The organism is Blautia sp. OM06-15AC, from assembly GCF_003481425.1.
Classification (GTDB): domain Bacteria; phylum Bacillota; class Clostridia; order Lachnospirales; family Lachnospiraceae; genus Fusicatenibacter; species Fusicatenibacter saccharivorans.
Genome location: NZ_QULD01000005.1, coordinates 68,403 through 92,451, shown reverse-complemented (window position 1 = coordinate 92,451; position 24,049 = coordinate 68,403). Strand labels below are relative to the sequence as shown.

Genomic DNA, 24,049 nt, shown 5'->3' with positions numbered 1-24,049 from the left:
GGCAGAAGCACGTTTGCGCAGTGCCGCAGCAGCCGGAGCTTTTGACCATTCAGGAGACGGGAAATTCCACATCCGACCGGTATCCGTGAACCGCCAGGCGGTCACGCTTCAGCTGTACTGTCACGGCTCCATCCACCGGTGTTCCGTAGATATGGCTTTTGCAGGCACGAAGCCGCTCCAGCAGCTCCCGGTGCGGATGGCCGTACCGTCCCGGCCACGCGCAGGAAATCAGGCTGATCTGCGGCTGTATGCGGTTCAGAAATGCCTCGCTCGTTGAATTTCTCGAGCCGTGGTGCGCCACCTTTAAAATCTGGCACCGCTCTGCCGCCCCCAGGACCTCTTCTTCTCCGCTTCCCTCCAGATCTCCCGTCAGAAGTGCGCGGCAGGCACCGCAGGAAAGCTGTAATACAACACTTCCGGCGTTTTCCTCTCCCGTATAGTCTTCGCCCGCTCCCGGATGAAGTACCGATACGGTGAGTTCTCCTGCACGGATCTCGTCTCCCTTTTTTAGATATTCTACCATAATTCCCGCTTTTTGTGCGGCTAAAATAAAAGGATTTTCTTTTTCGCTTCCTTTCATCCACACAGGCAGGAACAGATGGCGGATGCGAAGCGCCGTTTTCTGCTCCCCGATCAGCTCCAGCAGTTCGAGGATTCCGTTCGTGTGATCTGCGTCCGGGTGCGTGACAACAACGGCATCAAGAGCGGCAATGCCGCGCTGTTTCAGATATGGGAGAATCCTTTTTTCCCCGATCGCAGACGCACTGCTGCTCCCGCCGTCATTCAGCATCACAAAACGGCCGCTCTCCACCACCAGCGAATCGCCCTGGCCGACGTCCAGCGCTGTAATGGAAAACGTTTCCCGGGGACGGTAAAAAAGCAGAACACAGGCAAAAAACATGGTAATACCAAAGAGCATCCGCTCCCGCTTTCGTGCCTGCGCACCTTTTCGTTTTGCCCCATCCGGATTCATCTCCCGTTTTCGTTTTCGCACATACAGTATCACCAGAAGACCGGTCAGAATGATTCCATATCCTGCCATCTGCCATTTTTCCGGCTGACCGCAGATCCACACATTTCCCGGAATCTGTGCGACCGCCGCTGTCATCTGCCGCAGAAGTGTGAGCAGGAACCGCGCCGGAAGCAGAACAACACTTCCCGCTTTCACGCTTGCCAGTCCCGCCAGAAGCCCCGCAGCACCCGTCAGCAGCACCGCCGTCATGACAGCTCCTGCAAACAGATTCGGCAGAAACGCAAAGAGCGGAATCTCATAAAAATACCACGCCTGCAGCGGGATCATGACAAGCTGCAGGGAAAGGTACACCATCGCAGCCTCTTTTCCTTTCGCCGCAAGCTTTTCCAACCCCGTTTTTTCCCCGCGTCTCTTCCGTTCCGCCTTCTCCCCCGCCAGAACCGGATAAACCCCGGAAATGGCTGTTACTGCTCCAAACGAAAGCCAGAACCCGCTCTGCTCCAGATACGAGGGGTTTTCTGCCAGCATCAGAATTGCCGCAAGAGAGAGCGCACTTAAGGAATCATACGTCCTTCCCACTGCGACAGCTCCCATCCGCACCGCAAACATCACCACTGCACGCACGGTCGCCGTTCCGCTGCCGGTAAACATGCCATACAGCACCATACCGGCGGCCGCTGCCAGAGACGCGGAAGTTTTCGGCAGATGCAGCGCCATCAGCAGCCGTCGGAGTGCCATGCCGAGCAGCATCAGATGCATGCCGGAAACGGAAATCAGGTGCAGCAGACCGCTCTGCTGATACGCCAGATACGTCTCCTCCGTGAGTTCCGACCGTTCCCCGAGCAGCATCGCAGAAAGCACACCTGCCTCCTCCTCCGGCATCATTTCTTTTAAAACGGCACAGCACCGCTCCCGCTCCAGCCGGAGCGCTTCGCCGAGATTCCACCGCCCGGCATCCACAACTTCCTCCCGCTCCGAAATCACGTAGAACGCACAGCCTTTTCCCTCATAATATGTTTTCTCATCAAACATCCCCGGATTGCGCGGGCCTTCCGGCTTTTTTACAGTTCCGTACACCCGCACAGCGGCTCCGACCGGCAGATCTCCCCGCTTTGCGAGCAGATAAATTTTCCCTTTGCTTCCCTCCCCGCGCAGCACATACCCGTTGTTGCTGCTCTTTTTCTCATACGTTTCAATTGTCCCTGCAATCCACACCTTCCTGCCCTGCTGCGCTTTGTTTTCGTATTTGGGGTCAGAAAAAGGCGTGCCAAGAGGCACGCCCGCAATCCGCAGCAGCACAAGCACCAGCATGAATCCAAGACACGCCAGGCACATGGGCCGTTTTCTCATGTATCTTTTTCCTCCAGATAAGACAGGTCTTCCTCGTAGAACTGATTGAGTTTCATCGTTTCACGGAAGGTTACATCGCTCTCTCCGTTGATGGAAAACTGCACCTTATCCACCTTACAGTTCGCCGTGATGGAATCCACCACCGCGTAAATCGGAATCTGCTCCGCCACACTCGAAAGCGCAGAATCCTTAAAAGATTTGTCAAAATTCACATAGGCAATCCGATCGGATGTCGTGACACTTAAGACATTCATCGTATCCGGCAGCACTGCATAATGGCCGTCTTCTTTCGGTCCCTTCATCAGCTGCTCCACCACGACCCGCTCCAGCGGAATGTTCGTGCTGTACGGCACCCGCCGCGTCTCCTTCACAAGATGATCGCCTGCTTCATTTGCAAAATACAGTGTCAGCGTCGCATACTGATACTGATAAATTTCCCTTCCGGAATTTTCCAGAAAGCTGTCCGCCGTCATCGTTCCGATCTCGCGTCCTTTGGAATCCTTTAACGGATCCCCGTCGATCAGAAGCGTCACGCGCTCCACCTCCGGAACCTGCACAAAGGTACGCACCAGTCCTGCACGCACCAAAACCTCCTGCGGCCGCGCAAGCTCTCCGTACTCTCCGCTTAAGTTCAGCGTAAGGAGCCCGTTCTCCAGCGTATACGTCTTGATGGAAATTCCATTGGAAAGAAGTGCCTGGTTTCCGTCCTTGGCAGGTTTCTCCTGCAGCGCGTCAACCAGCTCCTTGATCAGTTTCTGATCCGTTCCTTCTTTTGGTTCATACGGCTCCTGCACCAGTGTTGTGCCGGTTTTGTCCAGGCAGTACAGGTGATACGCCGACTCCTTCTGGCTCTTCTGCCACTGCCCGCAGCCGCTAAGAAGCAGCACGCCGGCCAGCAGTACGCCAAGTATCCGTTTCATGTGCGCCACCTCCTACATCACGTAATTCAGAGGAATCCGCACGGAAAATGTCGTTCCCTCGTTTTCTTTGCTGTATACACGGATCGCTCCCCGGTGCATGACAATCGCGCTCCGCGCAATCGCAAGGCCAAGGCCGGTTCCGCCGATTTCCCGCGAGTGGGACTTGTCCACGCGGTAGAAACGCTCGAAGATATGCGCAATCGACTCCTCCGGGATGCCGATGCCGGAGTCTGCCACCGTCACGTAGAAATATTTGTGATCCGCATTTAAGGATACACGCACCCATCCATTCTCGTTGTTGTACTTGATGCCGTTTTCGATCAGGTTCGAGAACGCCAACGAGAGCTTCGTCGCATCCACCTCTGCATTGACCGGGCGGAAGCTGTCGAGAATGAGCTCCACATTTTTCTGTGCGGCAATCGGATGAAGCCGCTTCAGCAGCTGCTCTAACAGCTCGTTGATATTGACCTGGGTGATATTGAGGTCTGCCACCTTTTTATCCATCTTGACCAGCGACAAAAGGTCGGTAATAATCTGGTTTTCGCGGTCGATCTCCGAGGTAATATCCTGCATGAACTCCTGATAAAGTTCCACCGGAACGCCCTCCTGCCCGTTCAGCGAATCCGCCAGAACCTTCATGGACGCAAGCGGCGTCTTTAACTCATGCGAGACGTTCGAAACAAATTCCTGGCGAGAATCGTCGAGCGTACGGACGCGGGTCAGCATCTTGTTGAATGCGTCCGTGATCAGCTCTGTCTCGAGATAATCCGGAACAGAAATGCTTTCGTCGAGATAGCCGTCGGTGATGTCCTCGATGGAACGGGTGACCTTCTGGAACGGCTTCATCAGAATGCCCGCGAGCAGATAGCCAAAAACCAGCACGAGAAGCGCAATGATCGAAAGAATCGTCATTCCCTTCGTCTCCAGAATTTTCATATTCGCACGGATCTCATCCGTCGAAATGCTGACGAGCATAACGCCGAGCGTCTCCTTCGTCTCGGTATTCTGAATCCGCACCGTCATTTCCAGATAGCTGTTTTTCCGGTCGTACTGGCTCGTCTCCTTGCCCTGAAAGCTCTGGATGACCTCCTGCGAGATAATCGTCTTTCCGCGGTCCATATCGTACGTATCTTTGATGACGCGGAAATCCTGATCGATAATCAGGATTCTGCCGCCGTAGATATTTGTCAGCATACTGAGCTGTCCGTTGATGACATCCGATCCAGGATCTTCCATGTAATTCTGCTGGATGAGCTGGTTGCAGATAATATCGCACTGATTTTTTACGGTAATGCTGCGCACCGATACCGCACGGTCCTCATAGCTGTTTACGATGCTCTTCTCAAGGATCACACACGGTACAATGCCGATGATCACAAGAATCACCGTGATGCGGAAGCGCAGACTCCGCAGAAACTTCCATTTTTCTTTGTTTTTAAGCCTGGAAATAGTAACCAACTCCCCACTTTGTGTGAACGTACTTCGGTTCACTTGGATTTTTCTCAATCTTTTCGCGCAGACGGCGGATATGTACATCTACGGTGCGCACGTCGCCCGGGTACTCATAGCCCCAGACAATGTTCAGCAGGTTCTCTCTGCTGTACACCTTGTTCGGATTGAAGACGAGAAGCTCGAGCACATCGAACTCCTTCGCAGTCAGATTGATCTCGCGGTCTCCGATGAAGACTCTTCTGCTCTCGCAGTCGATCCGCAGGTCTTTCACCTGTACGACTTTTGCTTTCTCTTCTTTTGGCTCCTGGCGGGCCGCACGGCGCATGATGGCCTTGATGCGTGCTTTTACTTCCAGAATGTTGAACGGCTTTGTGATGTAATCATCTGCGCCGTATTCCAGTCCCAGGATTTTGTCCATGTCCTCGCCCTTTGCGGTCAGCATGACGATCGGAACGTTGGAAAATTCACGGATCTGCTGGCAGACGGACAATCCGTCCAGCTTTGGCAGCATCAGATCCAGAAGGATCATATCGTATTCTTTTTCTTTTGCCATGGAGAGTGCTTCCTCGCCGTCGTATGCGCAGTCAACCTCCATGCCGTCCTGCTCCAGGCTGAAGCGGATTCCTTTTACGATCAGTTTTTCATCATCAACTACAAGAACTTTCTTTGCCATTTCTTCTCCTTCTTGTTCTAAACCTCGATAGAACCCCTTATCTTTTCAAACATCTTTCCCTTGATGCCCTCAATGTTCATAATCTCCTCAATCGAACCAAACGGGCCGTTTGCTTCGCGGTAGGCGATGATGGCATCCGCACGGCTCTCTCCGATGCCGGAGAGTGTCATCAGTTCTTCTTTTCCGGCCGTGTTCAGGTTGACTTTGCCGGAACCGGAAGCCTGCTCCGTGCCGCCCGTATTCTGCTGCGGCGTTTCCGTGATTTCCATGTTTTCTGCCTCCTCGCGCGTCCAGACGGTGATCTGCTCTCCGTCTTCGATTTTCCGTGCAAGATTGAGGATTTTTTCTTCAGCATCCGGCAGAAATCCGCCTGCCGCTTCCACAGCCTGCACTACGCGGCTTCCGCCCGGCAGCGTGTAGACACCGGGGGAAGCGACCGCACCGCAGATATAAACCTGCACCGTTTCTTCCGGTGCTGCCTCCTGTGCCTCACGTTTTTCCGGAATGCCTGTGGTTTCTCCGGCGCTTTTTCCGGAAACCGTCTGCTCCTCATCCACTTCCTTCTGATTCCCGAAAACGTTTTCCGCCGTGCTCCCGCCTGTGCTATCTGACAGTTTGTATTCTGTATCCCTGTGGTTGCATCCGCAGAGCAAAAAAACCAGCATCGCCGCCAGTATTTTTGTATGTTTTCTGCCTCTGTCCTGCTGTTTTTTCAATTTCATGCTGTGTACTCCCTTCCGCTTCGCATCTGACGCGCAAGGGTCCCTTGTGTACGCATAACTACGTTTCTATTGTATCGAAGAAACCATAAAAATACAAGTAGAAATCTTAATCGTTATTCCCACTGAAACACTACAATTCCCACAACTGCCACTGCCATGCCGAGCAGCTTGCGCACGGTGAAATCCGTTTTTTCCATACCGAAAAGGCCGAACAGTTCAATCAGCCACGCCGCTGCGAGCTGGGAAATGACGATCAGCATCGCCGCCTTCGCCGGGCCGAGCCCTGCCATACTCCAGATAACCGTGATCGTGATAAACGCGCCAATTGCCCCGCCGAGCAGCAGATACCACGGCTTTACGCGGAACAAATCCCCGATCGGCTCCCTCCCGGTGATGCACCATGCCGCAAGACAGACGGCAAACGCACTAATCTGCACCCAGCCGGCCGCCAGCCATGTACTCGTCTGTTTCGTCACCTCTGTGTTGAAAACGCCCTGAATACTCATCAGCGCTCCGGAGAGCAGCGCTGTTAAAATTCCCGCCATTGATTTTTCCTCCTGCTGTTTTTTTATGTACTCTCGGAGTCTTTCTGCGCTTGATTTTACGAGAAGATTTTTTGTCAGTTGTGCCCAAATTTCTGAGGCGTACGCGGTGCGTACGTTGATGAAATTTGGGTGCAGCTGGCGGAAAATCGGCCGTAAAAGCAAGTGCAGAAAGGCTCCGAGAGTACATTTTATACTATTCCTTTTTTCCCCGTTTTTATACAGAACTCAGGGACAGCAGGAAAACAGCCGACCGGTCTCCTGCCTAGGAAACCAGACGGCTGTCTATTTCACATTACTGTAATGCTTTCTCCAGTTTTTCAATCATCTCATCGATGTCATCTTTCGTAATCACAAGCGGCGGTACCATACGAAGAACGTCGCTTCCGGCGGAAATCACAAGAAGTCCGTTCTCAATCGCGCGGTTGATGACTTCTCCGACCGGACGGCCCGTTACGACAAGGCCCTGCATAAAGCCTTTTCCACGGCGTGCTGCGAGGCAGTCATATTTTTCCACCAGCTCGTCCAGCTTTTTCTCCAGATACGGAGCCGTCTCTGCTACATGCTCTACGACATGCTGTTTCTCATAGCATTCAAATACAGCATTGACAGCCGCGCAGGCCAGCGGGTTTCCGCCGTATGTCGTTCCGTGGTCTCCCGGAACGAGCGAATGCTCTGCCGTCTTTTTATTCAGCACGAAGGCGCCGACCGGAACGCCGCAGCCAAGTGCTTTTGCACACGTCATGACATCCGGCTGTACGCCGTAATCCTGCCATGCGAACAGTTTTCCTGTTCTTCCCATACCGCACTGGATCTCGTCGAGAATCAGCAGGATGTCGTGCTCGTCACACAGATCGCGCACGCCCTGTAAAAATTCTTTCGTTGCCGGATAGATACCGCCCTCGCCCTGTACAGTCTCCATGATGATCGCACATGTCTTGTCGGTAATCTGTGCCTTTACGCTCTCCAGATCATTAAAATCCGCAAATTTAATGCCGCCGATCAGCGGTTTGAACGGATCCTGATAATGCGTATTTCCTGTTACAGAAAGCGCTCCAAGGCTTCTTCCATGGAAAGAATGGTTCATCGCGATGATCTCGTGATCGTTGCTGCCGTCTTTTAAGTAAGCGTATTTTCTCGCTACTTTGATGGCTCCCTCGATCGACTCCGTACCGCTGTTCGTAAAGAATACTTTATCCATGCCGGATGCCTTCGCCAGCTTTTCTGCCGCGGAGCCCATCGGCACATTGTAGAACAGGTTGGAAACATGGATGACTTTGTCCACCTGGTCTTTCACTGCTTTTTTATAATCGTCATTGCTGTAGCCGAGCGCATATACCGCGATACCTGCTGCAAAGTCCAGATATGCTTTTCCGTCGGTGTCATACAGATGAACGCCCTCGCCGTGGTCGATCACGAGCGGGAACCGGTTATAGGTGTGGAGCACGTACTGCTCGGTCTGTTCCATATACTCATTTGTCTTCATGATTGAATTTCTCCTTGTTTTCCCCTAAAATCGCCGTACCAATTCCTTTGTTCGTAAAGATCTCAAGCAGCAGGCAGTGCTGGATTCTTCCGTCCATGATGTGGACTCTTGAAACACCGTTCTCAATCGCGTCGATACAGCCCTGGAGCTTTGGAATCATACCGCCGCCGACATTTCCGTTGGTGATGAGATCTCTTGCTTCCTGTACGTGGAGCTCGGAAATCAGGCTCTCCGGATCCTTCGGATCTTTGTAGACACCCTCGATATCGGTCAGGAATGCCAGTTTTTCCGCATTTAACGCCTCTGCGATCGCGCAGGCTGCGTCGTCTGCATTGATGTTATAGGTGTTGAAATCATCGTCCATGCCGACCGGGCAGACTACCGGCAGGAAATCGTTATCCAGAAGATCGTACAGCACTTTCGGGTTTACATTTTTGATATTTCCAACGAAGCCGATGTCTTCTCCCTTGGACAGCTTTTTCTCTACGTTTAAGAGACCGCCGTCTTTTCCACTGATGCCGACAGCATTAACTCCGAGTGACTGAATCATGGTGACAAGCTCTTTGTTGACCTTGTTCAGCACCATCTCTGCCACTTCCATCGTATCGGCATCCGTTACACGAAGGCCGTTGACGAATTTCGGTTCCATGCCGACTTTTCCGACCCAGCGGCTGATTTCCTTTCCGCCGCCGTGTACGATGATCGGTTTGAAGCCGACCAGTTTCAGAAGAACCACGTCCTGGATGACGTTTCTCTTTAACTCTTCATCCACCATCGCGCTTCCGCCGTATTTGATGACAATGATTTTGCGGTTGAACCGCTGAATATAAGGAAGTGCCTCGATCAGCACATTTGCTTTGTCCAGATACATCTGATTTACCATGATTTTTTCCTCGCTCTCCTCTTTTGATTCCTGGTTCTGCTGTACCGAAAATACGATTTCCCGGCACGTTTTCGTTGTATTCCCTCAGAATTTCATCCGAATGTTTTTAAGAACGGTAATCCGCATTAATTTTTACATAGTCATAGGTCAGGTCGCAGCCCCATGCCGTTGCTGCCGCCTCTCCCATGTGGATGTCGGCGATCGCAGTTACTTTCGGCTCGGAGAGGATCTTCGTTGCCTCCTCCTCGCTGTAGTCAACGGCAACACCTTTCGTGATAATCTGCAGTTTTCCGGCTGCGCTCTCAAAGTAGAGATCTACATTTTCCGGATCGAATTTTGCTCCGGAGTAACCCATCGCGCAGAGGATTCTTCCCCAGTTGGCGTCATGGCCGAAGATTGCCGCTTTCGTCAGACTCGATGTGATGACGGATTTTGCCAGTGTCACGGCCTGCTCTTTGCTCTCGGCTCCCTGAATCGTCACTTCGAACAGTGCGGTTGCGCCCTCGCCGTCGCCTGCGATGTGCATCGCCTGTGTTTTATTGACTTCAAAGAGTGCTTCTTTGAAAATCTTGTAATCCTCGTTTTCTTCCGTAATTTCCGGGTTTCCGGCAAGACCGTTTGCCAGAAGGAGAACGGTATCGTTTGTGGAAGTATCACCGTCTACGGAAACCATGTTGTAGGTGTCCGGTACGACTTCGCTCAGTGCTTTCTGCAGCATCTCTTTCGAAATATTGGCATCGGTTGCCACAAAGCTCAGCATGGTGCACATATTCGGATGGATCATGCCGGAGCCCTTGCACATGCTGCCGATCGTTACGGTTTTTCCGCCGATTTCGATCTGAACAGCAACTTCCTTCGGCTCGGTGTCGGTTGTCATGATCGCCTGTGCTGCTGTAGCTGCGGCTTCTCTTGTAGCTGCAAGCTGCGGTTTCAGCATTTCCACGCCGGCTGCGATCTTATCGATCGGAATCTGTTTTCCGATAACACCGGTCGATGCAACGAGAACGGAGTCCTCTGGAATGGAAAGTGCAGCCGATGCTGCCTCTGCGGTTTTTCTGCAGTAGCCATGGCCCTCCTCGCCGGTGCATGCATTGGCGATTCCGCTGTTGCAGACGATTGCCTGTGCGGTTGGATGGTTGTATACAATCTCCTGGTCCCATTTGACCGGAGCTGCTTTTACGATGTTTGTAGTAAAGGTTCCTGCTGCTACGCACGGTACCTCGCTGTAGACAAGTGCCATATCCTTTACGCCCTGTTTTTTAATTCCTGCTGCGCCGCCTGCTGCCTGAAAACCTTTTGCAGCAGTGATGCCTCCTTCAATCTTTTTCATTCTTTTATCCTCACTTTTCGTAAATTCCGTCTGTTGTCTGCTTCTGTCTTTTTTACGGGAACATCGGCGGCATGCACAGGCCTTCATTTTCCGGCAGGCCGAACATCAGGTTCATATTCTGTACCGCCTGTCCTGCTGCGCCTTTGACCAGGTTGTCCATCGCACCCATCATGATGATTCGTTTCGTTCTCGGATCAATCTTGAAGTTGACATCCACATAGTTGCTTCCCTCGACCCATTTCGTCTGCGGGCAGACATCCTTATCGAGAACACGTACAAACTGCTCGTTGGCATAATACTTATCATAAACGGCTTTAACCTCTTCGTAAGTCACATCTTTTTTCAGGGATGCATATGCCGTTACGAGAATGCCGCGGTTCATCGGAACAAGATGCGGGGTGAAGTTCAGGGTGATCGGGTAGCCAGCTGCATAGGAAAGCTGCTCCTCGATCTCCGGTGTGTGGCGGTGGCCGGCAACGCCGTATGCCTTGATGTTTTCATTGACCTCACAGTAGAGGTTGTCCACTTTCGCTCCTCTTCCTGCTCCGGAAGTTCCGGATTTTGCATCGATGATGATGGTGTTGCCATCAATGAGATCTTCCTTTAATAAAGGATAAATCGAAAGAGTTGAGCAGGTCGGATAGCATCCCGGGTTTGCCACGATGCGCGCCTGTTTTACTTTCTCACGGTTGATCTCGCACAGTCCGTAAACCGCCTCGTCGATATACTGCGGGGATTTATGCTCGATCTTGTACCACTCTTCATACGTTTTTACATCTTTAATACGGAAATCGGCGCTCAGGTCGATGACCTTTACTTTCGAAAGAATTTCATCATTTACCAGGGAAGCACAGAGTCCCTGCGGAGTTGCTGTAAAAATGACGTCTACTTCCTTTGCAAGCTGCTCCATGTTGTCGTCCTTGCAGACATCGTCTACTAACTGAAACATATTCTGGTAAACCGACGCATATTTCTTATCGATATAGCTTCTGGAACCATACCATTTAATCTCCACATCTTTGTGTCCCAGGAGAATACGCACCAGCTCGCCTCCTGCATATCCTGTAGAACCGATAATTCCTGCTCTGATCATACCTTTTTCTCCTTTTTTCTTTCGCCCGTTTTCTTGTCTTGCCGGACATTTTTTCTTTTTTCTTTATGATAGCTCAATTATTTTCTTTTTTCAATGAAAAATCTTTGTTTTCTGCTGTCATATACCGTCGATTGCATAAGTATACACCTCAAATGTATATTATGCAAGTTTTTTTTGAATTTCTGAAAAAAAGCTTGCATAATCCTGTCGTATGATGTATATTTTAGTCATTGACGATGCACCGCGCATATAGGTGCACGAGAAATCCAAGGAGGATCTTACATTATGAAAGAAAAAGTTGTACTTGCCTATTCCGGCGGACTTGATACTACTGCCATTATTCCGTGGCTGAAAGAGACCTTTGACTACGAAGTAATCTGCTGCTGCATCGACTGCGGCCAGGGAAACGAGCTGGTTGGCCTCGATGAGAGAGCAAAACTTTCCGGCGCTTCCAAATTATATATCGAAAACGTTATCGACGAGTTCAGTGAAGACTTCATCATGCCGTGCGTAAAAGCAGGCGCTGTTTATGAGAACAAATACCTGCTCGGTACTTCCATGGCACGTCCGGTTATCGCAAAGAAACTCGTTGAGATCGCAAGAAAAGAAGGTGCTGTTGCCATCTGCCACGGCGCTACCGGTAAAGGAAATGACCAGATCCGTTTCGAGCTCGGCATCAAAGCTCTTGCTCCGGATATCAAAGTAATCGCTCCTTGGAGAATGACCGATGTATGGACCATGCAGTCCCGTGAAGACGAGCTGGCTTACTGTAAAGCACACGGCATCGACCTTCCGTTTGATGCAAACCACAGCTACAGCCGTGATCGTAACCTGTGGCACATCAGCCATGAGGGACTTGAGCTTGAGGATCCGTCCAACGAGCCGAACTACGACGATCTTCTCGTACTGACCACTCCTCCGGAAAAAGCTCCGGACGAAGGCGAGTACGTAACCATGACCTTTGAGGCCGGCGTTCCGAAGACCTTAAACGGAAAAGAAATGAAAGTTTCTGAAATCATCACCGAGCTGAACAAGCTGGGCGGAAAACACGGCATCGGTATTGTTGATATCGTTGAGAACCGTGTTGTCGGCATGAAATCCCGCGGTGTTTATGAGACTCCTGGCGGAACCATCCTGATGGCTGCACATGAGCAGTTAGAGGAGCTGATTCTCGACCGTGAGACCCTGAAAACAAAGAAAGATCTCGGAAACCTGCTTGCTGAGGTTGTTTACGAAGGAAAATGGTACACTCCTCTGCGCGAAGCAATCCAGGCATTCGTTGATGTAACCCAGAAATACGTAACAGGCGAAGTAAAATTCAAACTGTTCAAAGGCAACATCATCAAAGCCGGCGAGTCTTCTCCGTACAGCCTGTACAATGAGTCTCTTGCTTCCTTCACCACCGGCGATCTCTACGATCACCACGATGCAGACGGATTCATCACACTGTTCGGTCTGCCGCTGAAGGTTCGTGCGATGAAAATGCAGGAGCTGGAGAAAAACAACAACAAATAAGATCTGATCCTATGGATTCCCAAAAGAAAGCGGACTCGCTCCGCTTTCTTTTTTTGCATGCAAAAAGGACCCGCCCATTTCAGGCAGGTCCCTTTGTTTATTCGTAATATGCGTCGATTCCGTCCGCAATTCCCTGTGCCATCTTGTTTCGGTAATCCTCGGTTGCCATCAAACGGTCCTCGGAAGGATTGCTCATGAAGCCAAGCTCAATGATCGTGACCGGAATGGTACTCCAGTTGATGCCGCTCATGGAATCGGTGTAAATCACATCGCGGTTCTTCGCACCGGTGTCTTTGCAGAATGCTGCGATCATCTTCTGGGAGAGCTTCTGGCTCTTGCTGACCACATCACCGGAAAGATACGTATTTCTGCTGCTCGGTGCCATCGTAAGTGCTCCGTAAACCGACTGGTTCGAATCGCCGTTCGCGTGTACACGCACGAGAATGTCTGCTCCGTTCTGCGCGGCAAGTTTTGCACGCTCGGAATTGCTGATATTGACGTCGTGCGTCTCGCGGATCATGTAAACATCGTAGCCGCGCTCCTCAAGGATATCGCGTACCTTTAAGGATACCGCAAGGTTCAGCTCATACTCATTGATGCCGGTTGCCACACCGCATGTTCCGGAAGCAACCTTCGCCTTATAGGTCGATGATCCCGGTCCGATCGGCTCTTTCTCGCTGTTTCCTCTTCTCTGGTGTCCTGCGTCGATTGCCACGCAGATATTTTTGCTGTTCCGGCGGACACCGTTTTTATCAACGTAATAGCCGTCGATGTAGGTATCCTTATAGATGCCGCCCCAGCTTCGGAAGTAATACGTTTTTCCGTCCACTTCCTGCCAGCCGTTCTTGTAAATACCGCCCCAGCTCCGGAAGTAATACGTTGCGCCTTTGATCGTTACCCACTGGCTCTTATACATGCCGCCCCAGCTCTGCAGGTAATACCAGTTATTATCATACCACAGCCATTCACTGTGCATCATTTTGCCGTCCTGCCTCAGATAATACCAGTTCTTGTCATACAGCAGCCAGCCTTCCCCTTTTGGGGTTCCGTTGCTGTCCATGTAATACCAGTCACTGCCCTTGGCCGCCCAGGCGTTCACGCGCATGCCGCCCCAGCTTTCAAAGTAATAATCAACGCCGTCAATCGTCTGCCAGCCGGTACTCATCACACCGTCTGCGTCTACATGGTACGTTCTTTTATCATGCACAAACCACTGATTCGTTCTGAGACTTCCGTCCTCATTCAGATAGTACCATGTTCCGCCGACTTTTTTCCAGCCCTGGAATCCGGCTCCGCCCCAGCTCTCGAAGTAGTAGAGCGTTCCGTCAATCTTCTGCAGTCCGGTGCTCATCACACCGTTTTCATCTACATGGTATGTTCTCTTGTCGTGAACGAACCATTCATTCGTTTTGACGCTTCCGTCCTCGTTCAGATAGTACCATGCCCCGCCGACTTTTTTCCAGCCTTTGTATCCGGCTCCGCCCCAGCTCTCAAAATAATAGAGCTTTCCGTTGACCATCGAAAGACCCGTGCACATGATTTCGTCTGCATTCAGATAATATCTCCGGTTCAGATGGGTGATCCACTCGCTGGCGGCCATCGTGCCGTCCTCTTTTCTGTATTTCCAGCTTCCGTCCTCCTGTTTCACCCAGCCGGCAGGAAGTTTCTCTTCCGGCTCCTGTTCGTTGTCCTCACCTGGAATCGTAACAGCCGGCGTCTCGTTTTCCGAAGTACCGCTCTGCTCCTGCACTGCCGCTTCCTCATCCGAATTCTGCTCGGAACTTTCCGTCTCATCCTGCTGCCAGGTTACGGCCGTGCCGTCATTTTCTGCTGCGCTTACCCTTGCCGGAAGCGCCCAGCCTCCTGCCGCAACGGCCGCTGCGATCAGCAGTGCTGCGATTTTCTTTTTTGCCATCTGGTTTTCCTCCTTTTATCGCGCCATCTGGTAAATCTCATATACTTCCTGTGCGCCCAGCTTGCGGATGCGGGACAGTTTTACAGTGTCCTGCTGTGTTGCATCCATGGAAAGGGCACGCAGATCCTCATCCGACGGGTTCGGGATATCAAGCTCATGCAGGGAGGTCGGCATGCCGAGCGAATGGAAGAACGCTACTGTGCGCTCAATGCCTTCCGTTGCCCGTTTGTGATCGCTTCCCTCTGTGATGCCCCAGACTTTTTCTGCAAACCGTGCAAACCGCCAGAGAACCGTCTCATCATCGTACTGGTATTTCGCCCAGGCACCCCAGACTGCCGCCAGGGATGCGCCGTGTGCTACATCGTATTTTGCACTTAACGCATGGCCGAATTTATGTACCGAAAAATCTTTGCCGCGTCCGCACTCCGTCAGTCCATTGTGTGACAGACTTCCGCACCACATGATTTCCGCCATCGCATTGTAATCGGATGGGTTTTCCAGAACCTTCGGTCCGTTTTTGATTACGGTACGGAGGAGTCCCTCTGCGATCTCGTCCGTCATCTCGCACTGGCTCTCCGGAATGAAATAGCGCTCCATCGTGTGCATCATGATGTCGGTTACGCCGCAGGCAATCTGGTATTTCGGCAGGGTTGCTGCCAGCTCCGGATTCATGATGGCAAATTTGCAGCGGTTGAACGGCGTGTTGATGCCTGCCTTTTTGCCGATTGCCTCGTTTGTCAGAACGGCGGAATCACTCATCTCGCTTCCGGCTGCCGGAATCGTCAGAACCGCTCCTACCGGGAGAGATTTTGTCAGCGGTACTTTTTTCGTCCAGATATCCCAGAGTGCCTCCTCCGGATTTGCAGCTCCGTGTGCAACGGCTTTTGCGGTGTCAATCGAGCTTCCGCCGCCGACGGCAAGAATAAAGTCTGCCTGCATTTCCACTGCTTTTTTCACACCCTCCTCGGCAAGGGCAAGTCTCGGGTTTGGTTTTACGCCGCCAAGCTCTTCAAAGGCAAGGCCCTCTTTTGCAAGAGATGCTTCCACTCGGTTCAGAAGACCGCTCCGTTTTGCACTTCCGCCTCCGTAAACGACGAGCACCTTTGTGCCGCCCCATTTCTTTACCTCAGCGCCTGCCTGGTTTTCGGTCTCTTTTCCGAACACGACTTCCGTCGGGGTATACTGTATAAACTGATCCATCTTCTTATTTCCTCCCTGCATTTTTATTCTTCATAAATCCGTACGTTTCCCGAGCTTACACGGTAAAGATCGTCTCTCCTGTTTTCCAGAGACGGGATTTCATTTCTTGTCCGCTCCAGCACTTCCGGATCCAGCTCTGCGATGAGTACCTGCGGGGTATCATCTGCCTCCGCAAGAATTTCGCCGTCCGGCGCAATGATCATGGAATGGCCGTACGCCTCAAACCGCGCTTTCTGGCCGCACTGGTTGGCGGCGAGCACGTAGCATCCGTTTTCAATGGCGCGCGTGCGCAGCAGTGCTTCCCAGTGGCGCTCTCCCGTTGCTTTCGTAAAATCCGCCGCTATCAGAAATGCATCTGCTCCAGAGGATGCCATCAGCCGGTACTGTTCCGGAAAGCGAATATCGTAGCAGATGCTCATGCCGAACAGGCCAAGCGCCGTGTCCGCAAGAACAATTTCATTTCCCGGGCAGATCTCGCGTGATTCTTCGTAGGAGACACTGCCCGGAATATTTACGTCAAACATATGTATTTTGCTGTATTCTGCAATCGTTTCTCCATCTGGTCCGAACAGAAACGACGTGTTGGACGGACGCCCCGGATGGCGCCGTACCGTCATGCTGCCGCAGTGCAGATAGACATCGTACCGTTTGGCAAGGCTGGAAAACCGGCGGCTGACGTAGCCCGGCACTGCACTTGCGTGGCCCGGCATGTCTGCTCCCGTGTATTCTGCGGTCTCCGGGAAAAGAATCAGCTTCGCTCCCTGTTCCGCCGCCTCCCGCACATACTGCTCGGCCATACGCATATTTTCATTCATATCCGGCCCGGAATCCATCTGCACCAGGCCTGCAATTATTTTTTCCATCTTTTTGTCCCCTCGTTTCACATGTTATCTTGTGATTTTTCCGCTTATACTCTCGTTTATTATATCGCATATTCCCCAAAACAGCTACCCAAATTCGCAATTTTCATACCTTTTGCAGCTTTTATTTTTTAATTTTTGAAAATAACAATTGACAAATCCGGAAAACAGGAGTAGCTTAGAATCATAAGCTGTCGTGTTCGATCAGATGCGGCAGAAAAAATCATGAAAGGAGAACACCACTTATGATCAATCTTATTTATGCATCCAGCGTAAAACAGAATAAACTTCGTATGGCGATCAAACCAGGTGGCTGCCCTTCTTTCGAAATTCTTTGTAAGCATTAACTCTGCATAACAAATCTCTATGCATTCTTTATGCCTGCTATTTCGCACAGAAGGCGCGGTACGTCGATACTGCGGCTTTTTTTATTGCTATAAACAGTACGAAACCGTTCTTTCCGGCTTCGCTCCGTTTCCGGCAGGCAGATTCCGCGGTCTTCTTACCGCATCGATTCCCTTCTTTTATATACAAACGCAGCCTTCGCTTTCGTTTCCCGTTGTTCCGTTCCCACACTTACGGAGCTTTTGAAAGCCTATGTTCTGCCAGACACCCAAACGACATCAATGAGGAGGTTTTAACATTCATGAAGAAAAATCCAATCGGTAAGTACCTGCTCCAGAACTGGTACTACTACGTTTTCGCTTTTGGTTCCATGGCCTTAAGTGTCTTTCTCGATATGCTCGCGCCGCTTGTCACGCTGCACATCGTGGATGACGTGCTGGTCGGTCACAAAATGGAACTGCTCTGGAAATACCTTGCCGCCTTTCTTCTGATCGGTGCCGCAAAAGCCCTGTTTCAGTACATTAAAGAATTTTTATTCGATGTCAGCAGCGTCCGCGTCGCCAGCCAGATGAGGGACAACCTGTTCCGCCACGTCCAGCGGCTTTCGGTGGAATACTTTGACAAAAACAATACCGGCGAACTCCTCGCCCGCGTGCGCGATGACGTCGACCGGATCTGGGATATCCTCGGCTTTGCCGGCATGCTGATCTTAGAAGGCCTGATCTGTATCATGATGGCAATGGTCAGTATGGTCAAACTGGATCTGCCGCTGACACTCGTCTCCGTGGCGATCCTTCCTTTCGTCGCAGGCATCGCAATCCGCCTCGAAAAAGAACTCGACCGTGTCTACGATGCGATCAGCGAGGAAAACGCTGTCATGAATACCGTTGCACAGGAAAATCTCGCCGGTGTCCGCACCGTCAAATCCTTTGCACGGGAACCGTATGAGATCAAAAAATTCCGGAAACACAATCAGAAATACTGCGATCTCAACATGGATCAGGCGCGCGTCCTGATGAAATACGATCCCGCCATCTCGTTTCTTACGAAGCTGATGCGCGTGCTCGTCCTTCTCGCGGGCGGCTACGGTGTCATCCACGGACGCATTACGCTCGGTGTTTTAACGGCCTTTATGGAGTACACCTCCAAGATCACCTGGCCGATCGAAAACGTCGGCTGGCTCGGCAACTGCTTCGCTTCTGCGATTGCTTCCAACAAGAAGCTGAACAAAATTCTCGCAGAGGAGCCGCAGATCGCAGAACCGGAAAATCCGGTGGAGCTTTCAAAACTTCCGGGTGACCTGGAATTCCATCACGTCGATTTCTCCCTGCATGACACACCGATTCTGCAGGATATCGACTTTACCTTAAAGCAGGGCCACACACTCGGCATCATGGGTATGACGGGTTCCGGAAAAACAACCATCGTCAATCTGCTCGAGCGTTTTTACGATGTCACCGACGGTTCCATCTGTCTCGACGGCCACGATATCCGCACCCTGCCGCTGCGCACCGTGCGCGATACTTCTTCCGTCGTCATGCAGGACGTCTTCCTGTTCTCAGATACCATTTCTGAGAATGTCCGCCTCGGCAGCCGCAGCACGATGAAATCCGAGGAGGTACATAACGCTGTCTCCGCTGCATGTGCTTCCGAGTTCGTCGACCATCTTTCGGATCAGTACGAAACCGTCATCGGCGAACGCGGCATGGGACTTTCCGGCGGTCAGAAGCAGCGTCTTTCCATCGCACGCGCCCTGGCAAAACAGGCTCCGATCCTCGTACTGGATGATTCCACCTCGGCGCTCGATATGGAGACCGAATACGAAATCCAGAGCCATCTCGCCGAGAAAAAAGATGTTTCCAAGATCATCATTGCCCACCGCATTTCTTCGGTGCAGAATGCCGATGAGATCCTGTATCTCGATCACGGACGCATCGCCGAGCGCGGCACGCATGAGAGTCTGATGGCACAGAAAGGCCTGTACTACTCCACCTGGGAGGCTCAGTACGGTGATTACCATAAAGCAAAGGCAGCCCTCGAGCAGGCACTTCCTGCCAATGCTTAATTCAATTTAATCTGTTACCCGACAACTTCTGTATTTACTTACCCGTTAAGAGAGGAACAATACGATTATGGCTATCAATTCCAGTAAAGTAGATGAAGAGCAGAAAGAGGTCTTAAAGAGCGCGACCATCCGCCGCCTCTTCTCCTACTTAAAAAATTATAAACGCCAGGTTGCCGTTGTTCTCGTGGTTCTCGCCGTTACCATTGCGATTTCCACTGTGAACCCACTGCTCCTGGAGTACGCCATCGACGTCAATATTGCGCAGAAAGACTGGCGCGGGCTTGTTGCCCTCTGCGTATTCATGGTTGTGATCAACCTGGTTTACGCGGCCGGTGTCCGCCTGCGGATGCTTCTGATGGCGCGCATTACCAACAACATTCTTCTGGAAATCCGTGACGAGCTCTACACGCATATCCAGACCTTAAGCTTCAGCTTTTTCGATACCCGTCCGGCCGGAAAGATTCTGGCGCGCATCATCGGCGATGTCAACTCGTTAAAGGATGTGCTGAACGACGGTGTCACAAAGCTGATTCCGAACATTCTCACGATCATCGCTATTCTGGTGATCATGATGATCAAAAACATCTGGCTCTCCTTAAGTGCGATTCTCGTGCTGCCGCTGATCGCTATCGGCATGTATTTTATTCAGATCGTCGCACACAAGAGATGGCAGACGTTCCGGAAAAAATCTTCCAATGTTACGGCGTATATCCACGAGGACTTCTCCGGTATCCGCATCATCAAGAGCTTTACCGCAGAGCAGGAATCGCAGGGCGAGTTTGACCGGCTTCTTCTTGAGCATCAGAACTCCTTCATCCATGCGGTCCGCCTGGCGGATGGTTTTTCCGCTGTGATCGAGGTGACCTGGGGCATCGGAACGTTTCTTCTGTATTTTATCGGTATTTCCGTGCTCGGCGTGGATGCCGTTCCGATCGGTACGTTCACGGCGTTTGCGATGTATCTGACGATGTTCTGGGATCCGATCCAGAACCTGGCCGGTTTTTACAACAAGCTGATCACGAACCTTTCCGCTGCGGAGCGAATCTTTGAGATCCTCGACACACCGGCGGAGGTTGCCGACAAGCCTGGCGTCACAGAACTGCCGCCGATCAAAGGAGAAGTAACATTCGACCACGTCAGCTTTGCCTACTCCGATGATCCGGACACGCTGGTTTTAAAAGATGTCAGCTTTACAGCGGCTCCCGGTGAGACGATCGCACTCGTCGGCCCGACCGGCGCTGGAAAGACGACCATTGTCAATCTGATCAGCCGTTTCTACAATATTACTTCGGGAACGGTCCGCGTCGACGGCCACAGCCTGACGGATGTCTCCATCAACAGCCTGCGTGCCCAGATGGGCGTTATGACCCAGGACAACTTTCTCTTCTCCGGCACGATCCGCGACAACATTGCGTATGGAAAGCTCGATGCCACGGAGGAAGAAATCATTGCCGCCGCAAAGGCCGTGCATGCCCATGACTTTATCATAGAACTGCCGGACGGCTACGACACCGAGATCAGCGAGCGCGGCGCCCGTCTTTCCAACGGCCAGCGCCAGCTTCTCGCCTTTGCCAGAACGATGGTGTCTGATCCGCGGATTCTGATTCTCGATGAGGCGACGTCCAGCATCGACACACAGACAGAAATTCAGGTGCAGCAGGGAATCGAAAGCCTGTTGAAGGGCCGTACCTCGTTCATCATTGCGCACCGTCTTTCTACTATTAAAAATGCGGACCGGATTTTCGTGATCGACCACGGAAAGATTTTCGAGCAGGGAACCCACGACGAACTGATGGCAAAACAGGGCGCGTACTACCAGCTCTACCAGGCACAGTTCCGCAGGGTATCGTAAAATCAAGAAATTTTCTCAAAACTGCCTTTCTTTTTTACAGGGAAAGGCAGTTTTTTTCCCTCTTTTCTATAACTGGTTTTCCTTTCCTTGACAAATGAATCCTCCCTGCTATATGATGATAACTGATCTTTTTTCGGGGACATTTGTTCCCGTCTGCCGCTTCCCACTCCTGCGGCATTTGTTACTGAACGGTCTGATACGGAGCTTTTTCACAATGCTTCCGTATTTTCTTTCAGAAAGGAGTATCATGACGTTTTTTTCCAGAAAACATTTACGCCTTCTCCTCCTTCCTGCGCTCCTTCTTCTGACGGGCTGCGCAGGTTCCGCAAAGGAGACGGCGGATTCCACAGAGAACGAAAAGCTCTCCGCCGTGGCGACCATTTTTCCGCAGTATGATTTTCTGCGCGCCATCGGCGGCGATCATCTCGATCTCCACATGCTGCTTTCCCCGGGTGCGGAAAGTCACTCGTTTGAACCGACACCGGGCGATATGATTACGGTTTCCGAATGTGATCTCTTCGTCTACGTCGGCGGCGATTCCGATGCCTGGGTCGAGACAATCCTTGATTCTGTCGATACCTCGAACAAAGAGGTAGTGACGCTGATGGACTGCGTTGACACCGTTGCCGAGGAAACCGTCGAGGGAATGGAGACCCACGGCCACGCACACGATCATGAGGACGAGGATGCGCACGACCATGAGGACGAAGATGCAGATCACGAGGATGTACACGACCATGAGGACGAGGATACACACGACGAATCTTCCCATGATCATGCGCACGAATCCCACGGCGAACAGGACGAGCACGTCTGGACCTCGCCGAAAAATGCAATGCGGATTGTCCAGAAGCTCTGTGATTCCCTCTGCCGCCTCGACCCGGAGCATGCGGATGAATACCAGGCAAACACCGCCTCGTATCTTGCTTCGCTTGCCTCCCTCGATGAGGAATTTTCCGATGTCACCGCAATTGCAAGCCGCCATACCATTGTTTTCGGCGACCGTTTCCCGTTCCGCTACTTTGCGGACACCTACGGCCTCGACTACTACGCGGCGTTTCCCGGCTGCTCCTCGGAATCCGAGGCAAGTGCCAAAACCCTTTCTTTTTTAATTGATAAAATCAAGGAAGAACAGATTCCCGTCGTTTTCCACACCGAGCTGTCCAATGAACAAATGACGGACTCCATCTGTGAGGCGACCGGCGCGAAAAAGCTGCTGCTTCATTCCTGTCACAATGTATCCAAAGATGATTTCGAAAGCGGCGCTACGTATCTCTCCCTCATGGAACAGAACGTTTCCGCATTAAAGGAGGCTTTAAACTAAATGGCTCTACTTACCTGCAGTGATGTCACCTTCTCCTACGAGGGCATCCCGGTCCTGACCGATGTCAACTTTGCCCTGGAAGCCGGCTCCTACCTCTGTATTGTGGGCGAGAACGGTTCCGGAAAAAGTACTCTGATCAAGGGACTGCTTCACTTAAAAAATCCGTCCACCGGCTCGATCACAACCGGCGACGGGCTTCATCCAAGCGAGATCGGCTATCTGCCGCAGCAGACCGCCGCACAAAAGGATTTCCCGGCGAGCGTCTGGGAAGTCGTGCTGTCCGGCCGGCAGAACCACCCGCATTTCCCGCCGTTTTACACAAAGGCAGACAAAGAGGACGCGCTCCGCAATATGGAGCTTCTCGACCTCCTTTCATTAAAGAAACGGTGCTACCGTGATCTCTCCGGCGGCCAGCAGCAGCGTGTGCTTCTCGCTCGTGCGCTTTGCGCCACAAAGAAACTGCTGCTCCTCGACGAGCCGGTCACTGGCCTTGACCCGGTCATGACAAACGAAATGTACCAGCTCATCCGCCGCATCAACCGCGAGCAGAACGTTACGATCATCATGGTTTCCCACGATATTCGCAATATTCTGCCGGACGCAACGCACATTCTCCAGCTCGACCAGAAGCAGGTCTTCTTCGGTCCGACGAACGAGTATCTGAAAACCGAGGCTGGAAAACAGTTTTTAGGAGGTGCCGACTTATGATTTCGAATCTGCTGAAAATGCTTTCTTATCCGTTTATGCAGCGTGCCCTTGTGGTCGGTATTCTCGTCTCGTTGTGCGCCGCACTGCTTGGCGTCAGCCTCGTGTTAAAGCGCTACTCCATGATCGGCGACGGCCTCTCCCATGTCGGATTCGGCTCTCTTGCGATTGCAACGGCACTCGGTTTTGCTCCGCTTGCCTTCACAATCCCTGTCGTCGTGCTTGCCGCCTTTCTGCTGCTCCGCATGAACGAATCCAGCAAGATCAAAGGCGACGCCGCCATCGGTCTGATTTCAAGCTCTGCGCTTGCGATCGGTGTCATCACGGTTTCGTGGTCGAGCGGCATGAACACCGATGTCAACAACTACATGTTCGGAAGCATCCTTGCGATGAGTGATGAGGACGTCGTTCTCTCCGTGGTGCTCTCCATCGTCGTGCTGCTCCTGTTCGTCCTGTATTACAACCGTATTTTTGCCGTCACTTTCGACGAGACATTTGCCAAAGCAACCGGTGTCCGCGCAGAGGTTTACAACATGCTGCTGGCATTCTTAACCGCCATCACCACCGTCCTCGGCATGCGCATGATGGGCGCGCTTCTGATCTCCAGCCTGCTGATTTTCCCGGCACTGACCTCGATGCGTCTCTGCCATACCTTCCAGAGCGTGGTGATCTGCTCTGCGGTTCTCTCGGTGGTGTGCTTCCTTCTTGGCATGTCCCTCTCGTTTTTCCTGTCCTCCCCTGCCGGAGCGACGGTCGTAATCGTGAACCTGCTGGCATTCCTGATCTTTTCTGCGATTGCCGGAATCCGCGAGCATACCGCATAAAAAGTTTCCGATCTGACCTG

The 24,049-nt window shown here is 51.9% G+C and carries 19 protein-coding genes; 6 read left to right on the top strand and 13 right to left on the bottom strand.

Annotation, left to right across the window (positions count from 1 at the left end):
* Positions 1-49 precede the first annotated feature (49 nt).
* From DXB83_RS08565 to argC, 10 genes are all read right to left on the bottom strand, one after another.
* On the bottom strand, positions 50-2,323 hold the full coding sequence (locus DXB83_RS08565) for a DNA internalization-related competence protein ComEC/Rec2 (protein ID WP_118659222.1): 2,274 nt from the start codon (positions 2,321-2,323) through the stop codon (positions 50-52).
* Positions 2,320-3,243 (bottom strand): GerMN domain-containing protein, encoded by a 924-nt coding sequence (locus DXB83_RS08560; RefSeq protein WP_055227346.1) that lies wholly within the window; start codon positions 3,241-3,243, stop codon positions 2,320-2,322. The genes DXB83_RS08565 and DXB83_RS08560 overlap by 4 nt, the downstream gene beginning before the upstream one ends.
* 12 nt (positions 3,244-3,255) lie before the next feature.
* Positions 3,256-4,734 carry a sensor histidine kinase gene (locus DXB83_RS08555; RefSeq protein ID WP_022462210.1) on the bottom strand — a complete coding sequence of 493 codons (1,479 nt, stop codon included), beginning with the start codon at positions 4,732-4,734 and terminating at the stop codon, positions 3,256-3,258.
* A complete protein-coding gene (locus DXB83_RS08550) occupies positions 4,679-5,368 on the bottom strand; it encodes a response regulator transcription factor (RefSeq protein WP_022462209.1) in 690 nt (229 codons plus the stop codon). Before DXB83_RS08550 ends, DXB83_RS08555 begins: the two co-directional genes overlap by 56 nt.
* Before the next feature lie 17 nt (positions 5,369-5,385).
* Positions 5,386-6,090 (bottom strand): helix-hairpin-helix domain-containing protein, encoded by a 705-nt coding sequence (locus DXB83_RS08545; RefSeq protein WP_117804119.1) that lies wholly within the window; start codon positions 6,088-6,090, stop codon positions 5,386-5,388.
* Between the two features lie 113 nt (positions 6,091-6,203).
* Positions 6,204-6,635: a DMT family transporter gene (locus DXB83_RS08540; protein ID WP_055218605.1), complete on the bottom strand. Its 432-nt coding sequence runs from the start codon at positions 6,633-6,635 to the stop codon at positions 6,204-6,206.
* Positions 6,636-6,927: 292 nt separating this feature from the next.
* A complete protein-coding gene (locus DXB83_RS08535; RefSeq protein ID WP_022462205.1) occupies positions 6,928-8,118 on the bottom strand; it encodes an aspartate aminotransferase family protein in 1,191 nt (396 codons plus the stop codon).
* Complete coding sequence (argB, locus tag DXB83_RS08530) at positions 8,105-9,001, bottom strand: acetylglutamate kinase (protein WP_117761227.1); 897 nt, start codon at positions 8,999-9,001, stop codon at positions 8,105-8,107. Before argB ends, DXB83_RS08535 begins: the two co-directional genes overlap by 14 nt.
* A 106-nt stretch (positions 9,002-9,107) precedes the next feature.
* Positions 9,108-10,331, bottom strand: coding sequence for a bifunctional glutamate N-acetyltransferase/amino-acid acetyltransferase ArgJ (gene argJ / locus DXB83_RS08525; protein WP_118697495.1), 1,224 nt, complete (start codon positions 10,329-10,331; stop codon positions 9,108-9,110).
* A 52-nt stretch (positions 10,332-10,383) separates the two neighbouring features.
* Entirely contained in the window at positions 10,384-11,424 is a 1,041-nt protein-coding gene (gene argC, locus DXB83_RS08520) for an N-acetyl-gamma-glutamyl-phosphate reductase (protein WP_022462202.1), read from the bottom strand.
* Positions 11,425-11,706: 282 nt separating this feature from the next.
* On the opposite strand from argC, the gene DXB83_RS08515 reads away from it, so the two are divergent.
* Entirely contained in the window at positions 11,707-12,939 is a 1,233-nt protein-coding gene (locus DXB83_RS08515; protein WP_055218598.1) for an argininosuccinate synthase, read from the top strand.
* A gap of 97 nt (positions 12,940-13,036) precedes the next feature.
* On the opposite strand, the gene DXB83_RS08510 is transcribed toward DXB83_RS08515, so the two are convergent.
* From DXB83_RS08510 to DXB83_RS08500, 3 genes are read right to left on the bottom strand one after another with little or no spacing between them, the layout of a single operon-like run.
* Positions 13,037-14,854: an N-acetylmuramoyl-L-alanine amidase gene (locus DXB83_RS08510; RefSeq protein WP_117801491.1), complete on the bottom strand. Its 1,818-nt coding sequence runs from the start codon at positions 14,852-14,854 to the stop codon at positions 13,037-13,039.
* Between the two features lie 15 nt (positions 14,855-14,869).
* Positions 14,870-16,054 carry an iron-containing alcohol dehydrogenase gene (locus DXB83_RS08505; protein WP_118697494.1) on the bottom strand — a complete coding sequence of 395 codons (1,185 nt, stop codon included), beginning with the start codon at positions 16,052-16,054 and terminating at the stop codon, positions 14,870-14,872.
* Between the two features lie 23 nt (positions 16,055-16,077).
* Complete coding sequence (locus DXB83_RS08500; RefSeq protein ID WP_117761031.1) at positions 16,078-16,917, bottom strand: carbon-nitrogen hydrolase family protein; 840 nt, start codon at positions 16,915-16,917, stop codon at positions 16,078-16,080.
* A gap of 643 nt (positions 16,918-17,560) precedes the next feature.
* Between DXB83_RS08500 and DXB83_RS08495 the strand changes: the two genes are divergently transcribed.
* From DXB83_RS08495 to DXB83_RS08475, 5 genes are all read left to right on the top strand, one after another.
* Positions 17,561-19,324, top strand: coding sequence for an ABC transporter ATP-binding protein (locus DXB83_RS08495; RefSeq protein WP_117801493.1), 1,764 nt, complete (start codon positions 17,561-17,563; stop codon positions 19,322-19,324).
* A 67-nt stretch (positions 19,325-19,391) separates the two neighbouring features.
* Positions 19,392-21,176: an ABC transporter ATP-binding protein gene (locus DXB83_RS08490; RefSeq protein ID WP_117761029.1), complete on the top strand. Its 1,785-nt coding sequence runs from the start codon at positions 19,392-19,394 to the stop codon at positions 21,174-21,176.
* A 247-nt stretch (positions 21,177-21,423) separates the two neighbouring features.
* A complete protein-coding gene (locus DXB83_RS08485) occupies positions 21,424-22,500 on the top strand; it encodes a metal ABC transporter substrate-binding protein (RefSeq protein WP_118697493.1) in 1,077 nt (358 codons plus the stop codon).
* Complete coding sequence (locus tag DXB83_RS08480; RefSeq protein ID WP_118697447.1) at positions 22,501-23,208, top strand: metal ABC transporter ATP-binding protein; 708 nt, start codon at positions 22,501-22,503, stop codon at positions 23,206-23,208.
* The gene (locus DXB83_RS08475; RefSeq protein ID WP_118697446.1) at positions 23,205-24,029 is read left to right on the top strand and encodes a metal ABC transporter permease; all 825 of its coding nucleotides are present in this window, start codon (positions 23,205-23,207) and stop codon (positions 24,027-24,029) included. Before DXB83_RS08480 ends, DXB83_RS08475 begins: the two co-directional genes overlap by 4 nt.
* The last annotated feature ends 20 nt before the right edge of the window (positions 24,030-24,049 follow it).

Excerpts from the sequence above, each read along its gene's own strand:
- DXB83_RS08565 (WP_118659222.1), bottom strand. The coding sequence starts at position 2,323 with ATGAGAAAACGGCCCATGTGCCTGGCGTGTCTTGGATTCATGCTGGTG.
- DXB83_RS08560 (WP_055227346.1), bottom strand. The coding sequence starts at position 3,243 with ATGAAACGGATACTTGGCGTACTGCTGGCCGGCGTGCTGCTTCTTAGC.
- DXB83_RS08550 (WP_022462209.1), bottom strand. The coding sequence starts at position 5,368 with ATGGCAAAGAAAGTTCTTGTAGTTGATGATGAAAAACTGATCGTAAAA.
- DXB83_RS08545 (WP_117804119.1), bottom strand. The coding sequence starts at position 6,090 with ATGAAATTGAAAAAACAGCAGGACAGAGGCAGAAAACATACAAAAATA.
- DXB83_RS08540 (WP_055218605.1), bottom strand. The coding sequence starts at position 6,635 with ATGGCGGGAATTTTAACAGCGCTGCTCTCCGGAGCGCTGATGAGTATT.
- DXB83_RS08535 (WP_022462205.1), bottom strand. The coding sequence starts at position 8,118 with ATGAAGACAAATGAGTATATGGAACAGACCGAGCAGTACGTGCTCCAC.
- argB (WP_117761227.1), bottom strand. The coding sequence starts at position 9,001 with ATGGTAAATCAGATGTATCTGGACAAAGCAAATGTGCTGATCGAGGCA.
- argJ (WP_118697495.1), bottom strand. The coding sequence starts at position 10,331 with ATGAAAAAGATTGAAGGAGGCATCACTGCTGCAAAAGGTTTTCAGGCA.
- argC (WP_022462202.1), bottom strand. The coding sequence starts at position 11,424 with ATGATCAGAGCAGGAATTATCGGTTCTACAGGATATGCAGGAGGCGAG.
- DXB83_RS08510 (WP_117801491.1), bottom strand. The coding sequence starts at position 14,854 with ATGGCAAAAAAGAAAATCGCAGCACTGCTGATCGCAGCGGCCGTTGCG.
- DXB83_RS08505 (WP_118697494.1), bottom strand. The coding sequence starts at position 16,054 with ATGGATCAGTTTATACAGTATACCCCGACGGAAGTCGTGTTCGGAAAA.
- DXB83_RS08500 (WP_117761031.1), bottom strand. The coding sequence starts at position 16,917 with ATGGAAAAAATAATTGCAGGCCTGGTGCAGATGGATTCCGGGCCGGAT.
- DXB83_RS08495 (WP_117801493.1), top strand. The coding sequence starts at position 17,561 with ATGAAGAAAAATCCAATCGGTAAGTACCTGCTCCAGAACTGGTACTAC.
- DXB83_RS08490 (WP_117761029.1), top strand. The coding sequence starts at position 19,392 with ATGGCTATCAATTCCAGTAAAGTAGATGAAGAGCAGAAAGAGGTCTTA.
- DXB83_RS08485 (WP_118697493.1), top strand. The coding sequence starts at position 21,424 with ATGACGTTTTTTTCCAGAAAACATTTACGCCTTCTCCTCCTTCCTGCG.
- DXB83_RS08480 (WP_118697447.1), top strand. The coding sequence starts at position 22,501 with ATGGCTCTACTTACCTGCAGTGATGTCACCTTCTCCTACGAGGGCATC.
- DXB83_RS08475 (WP_118697446.1), top strand. The coding sequence starts at position 23,205 with ATGATTTCGAATCTGCTGAAAATGCTTTCTTATCCGTTTATGCAGCGT.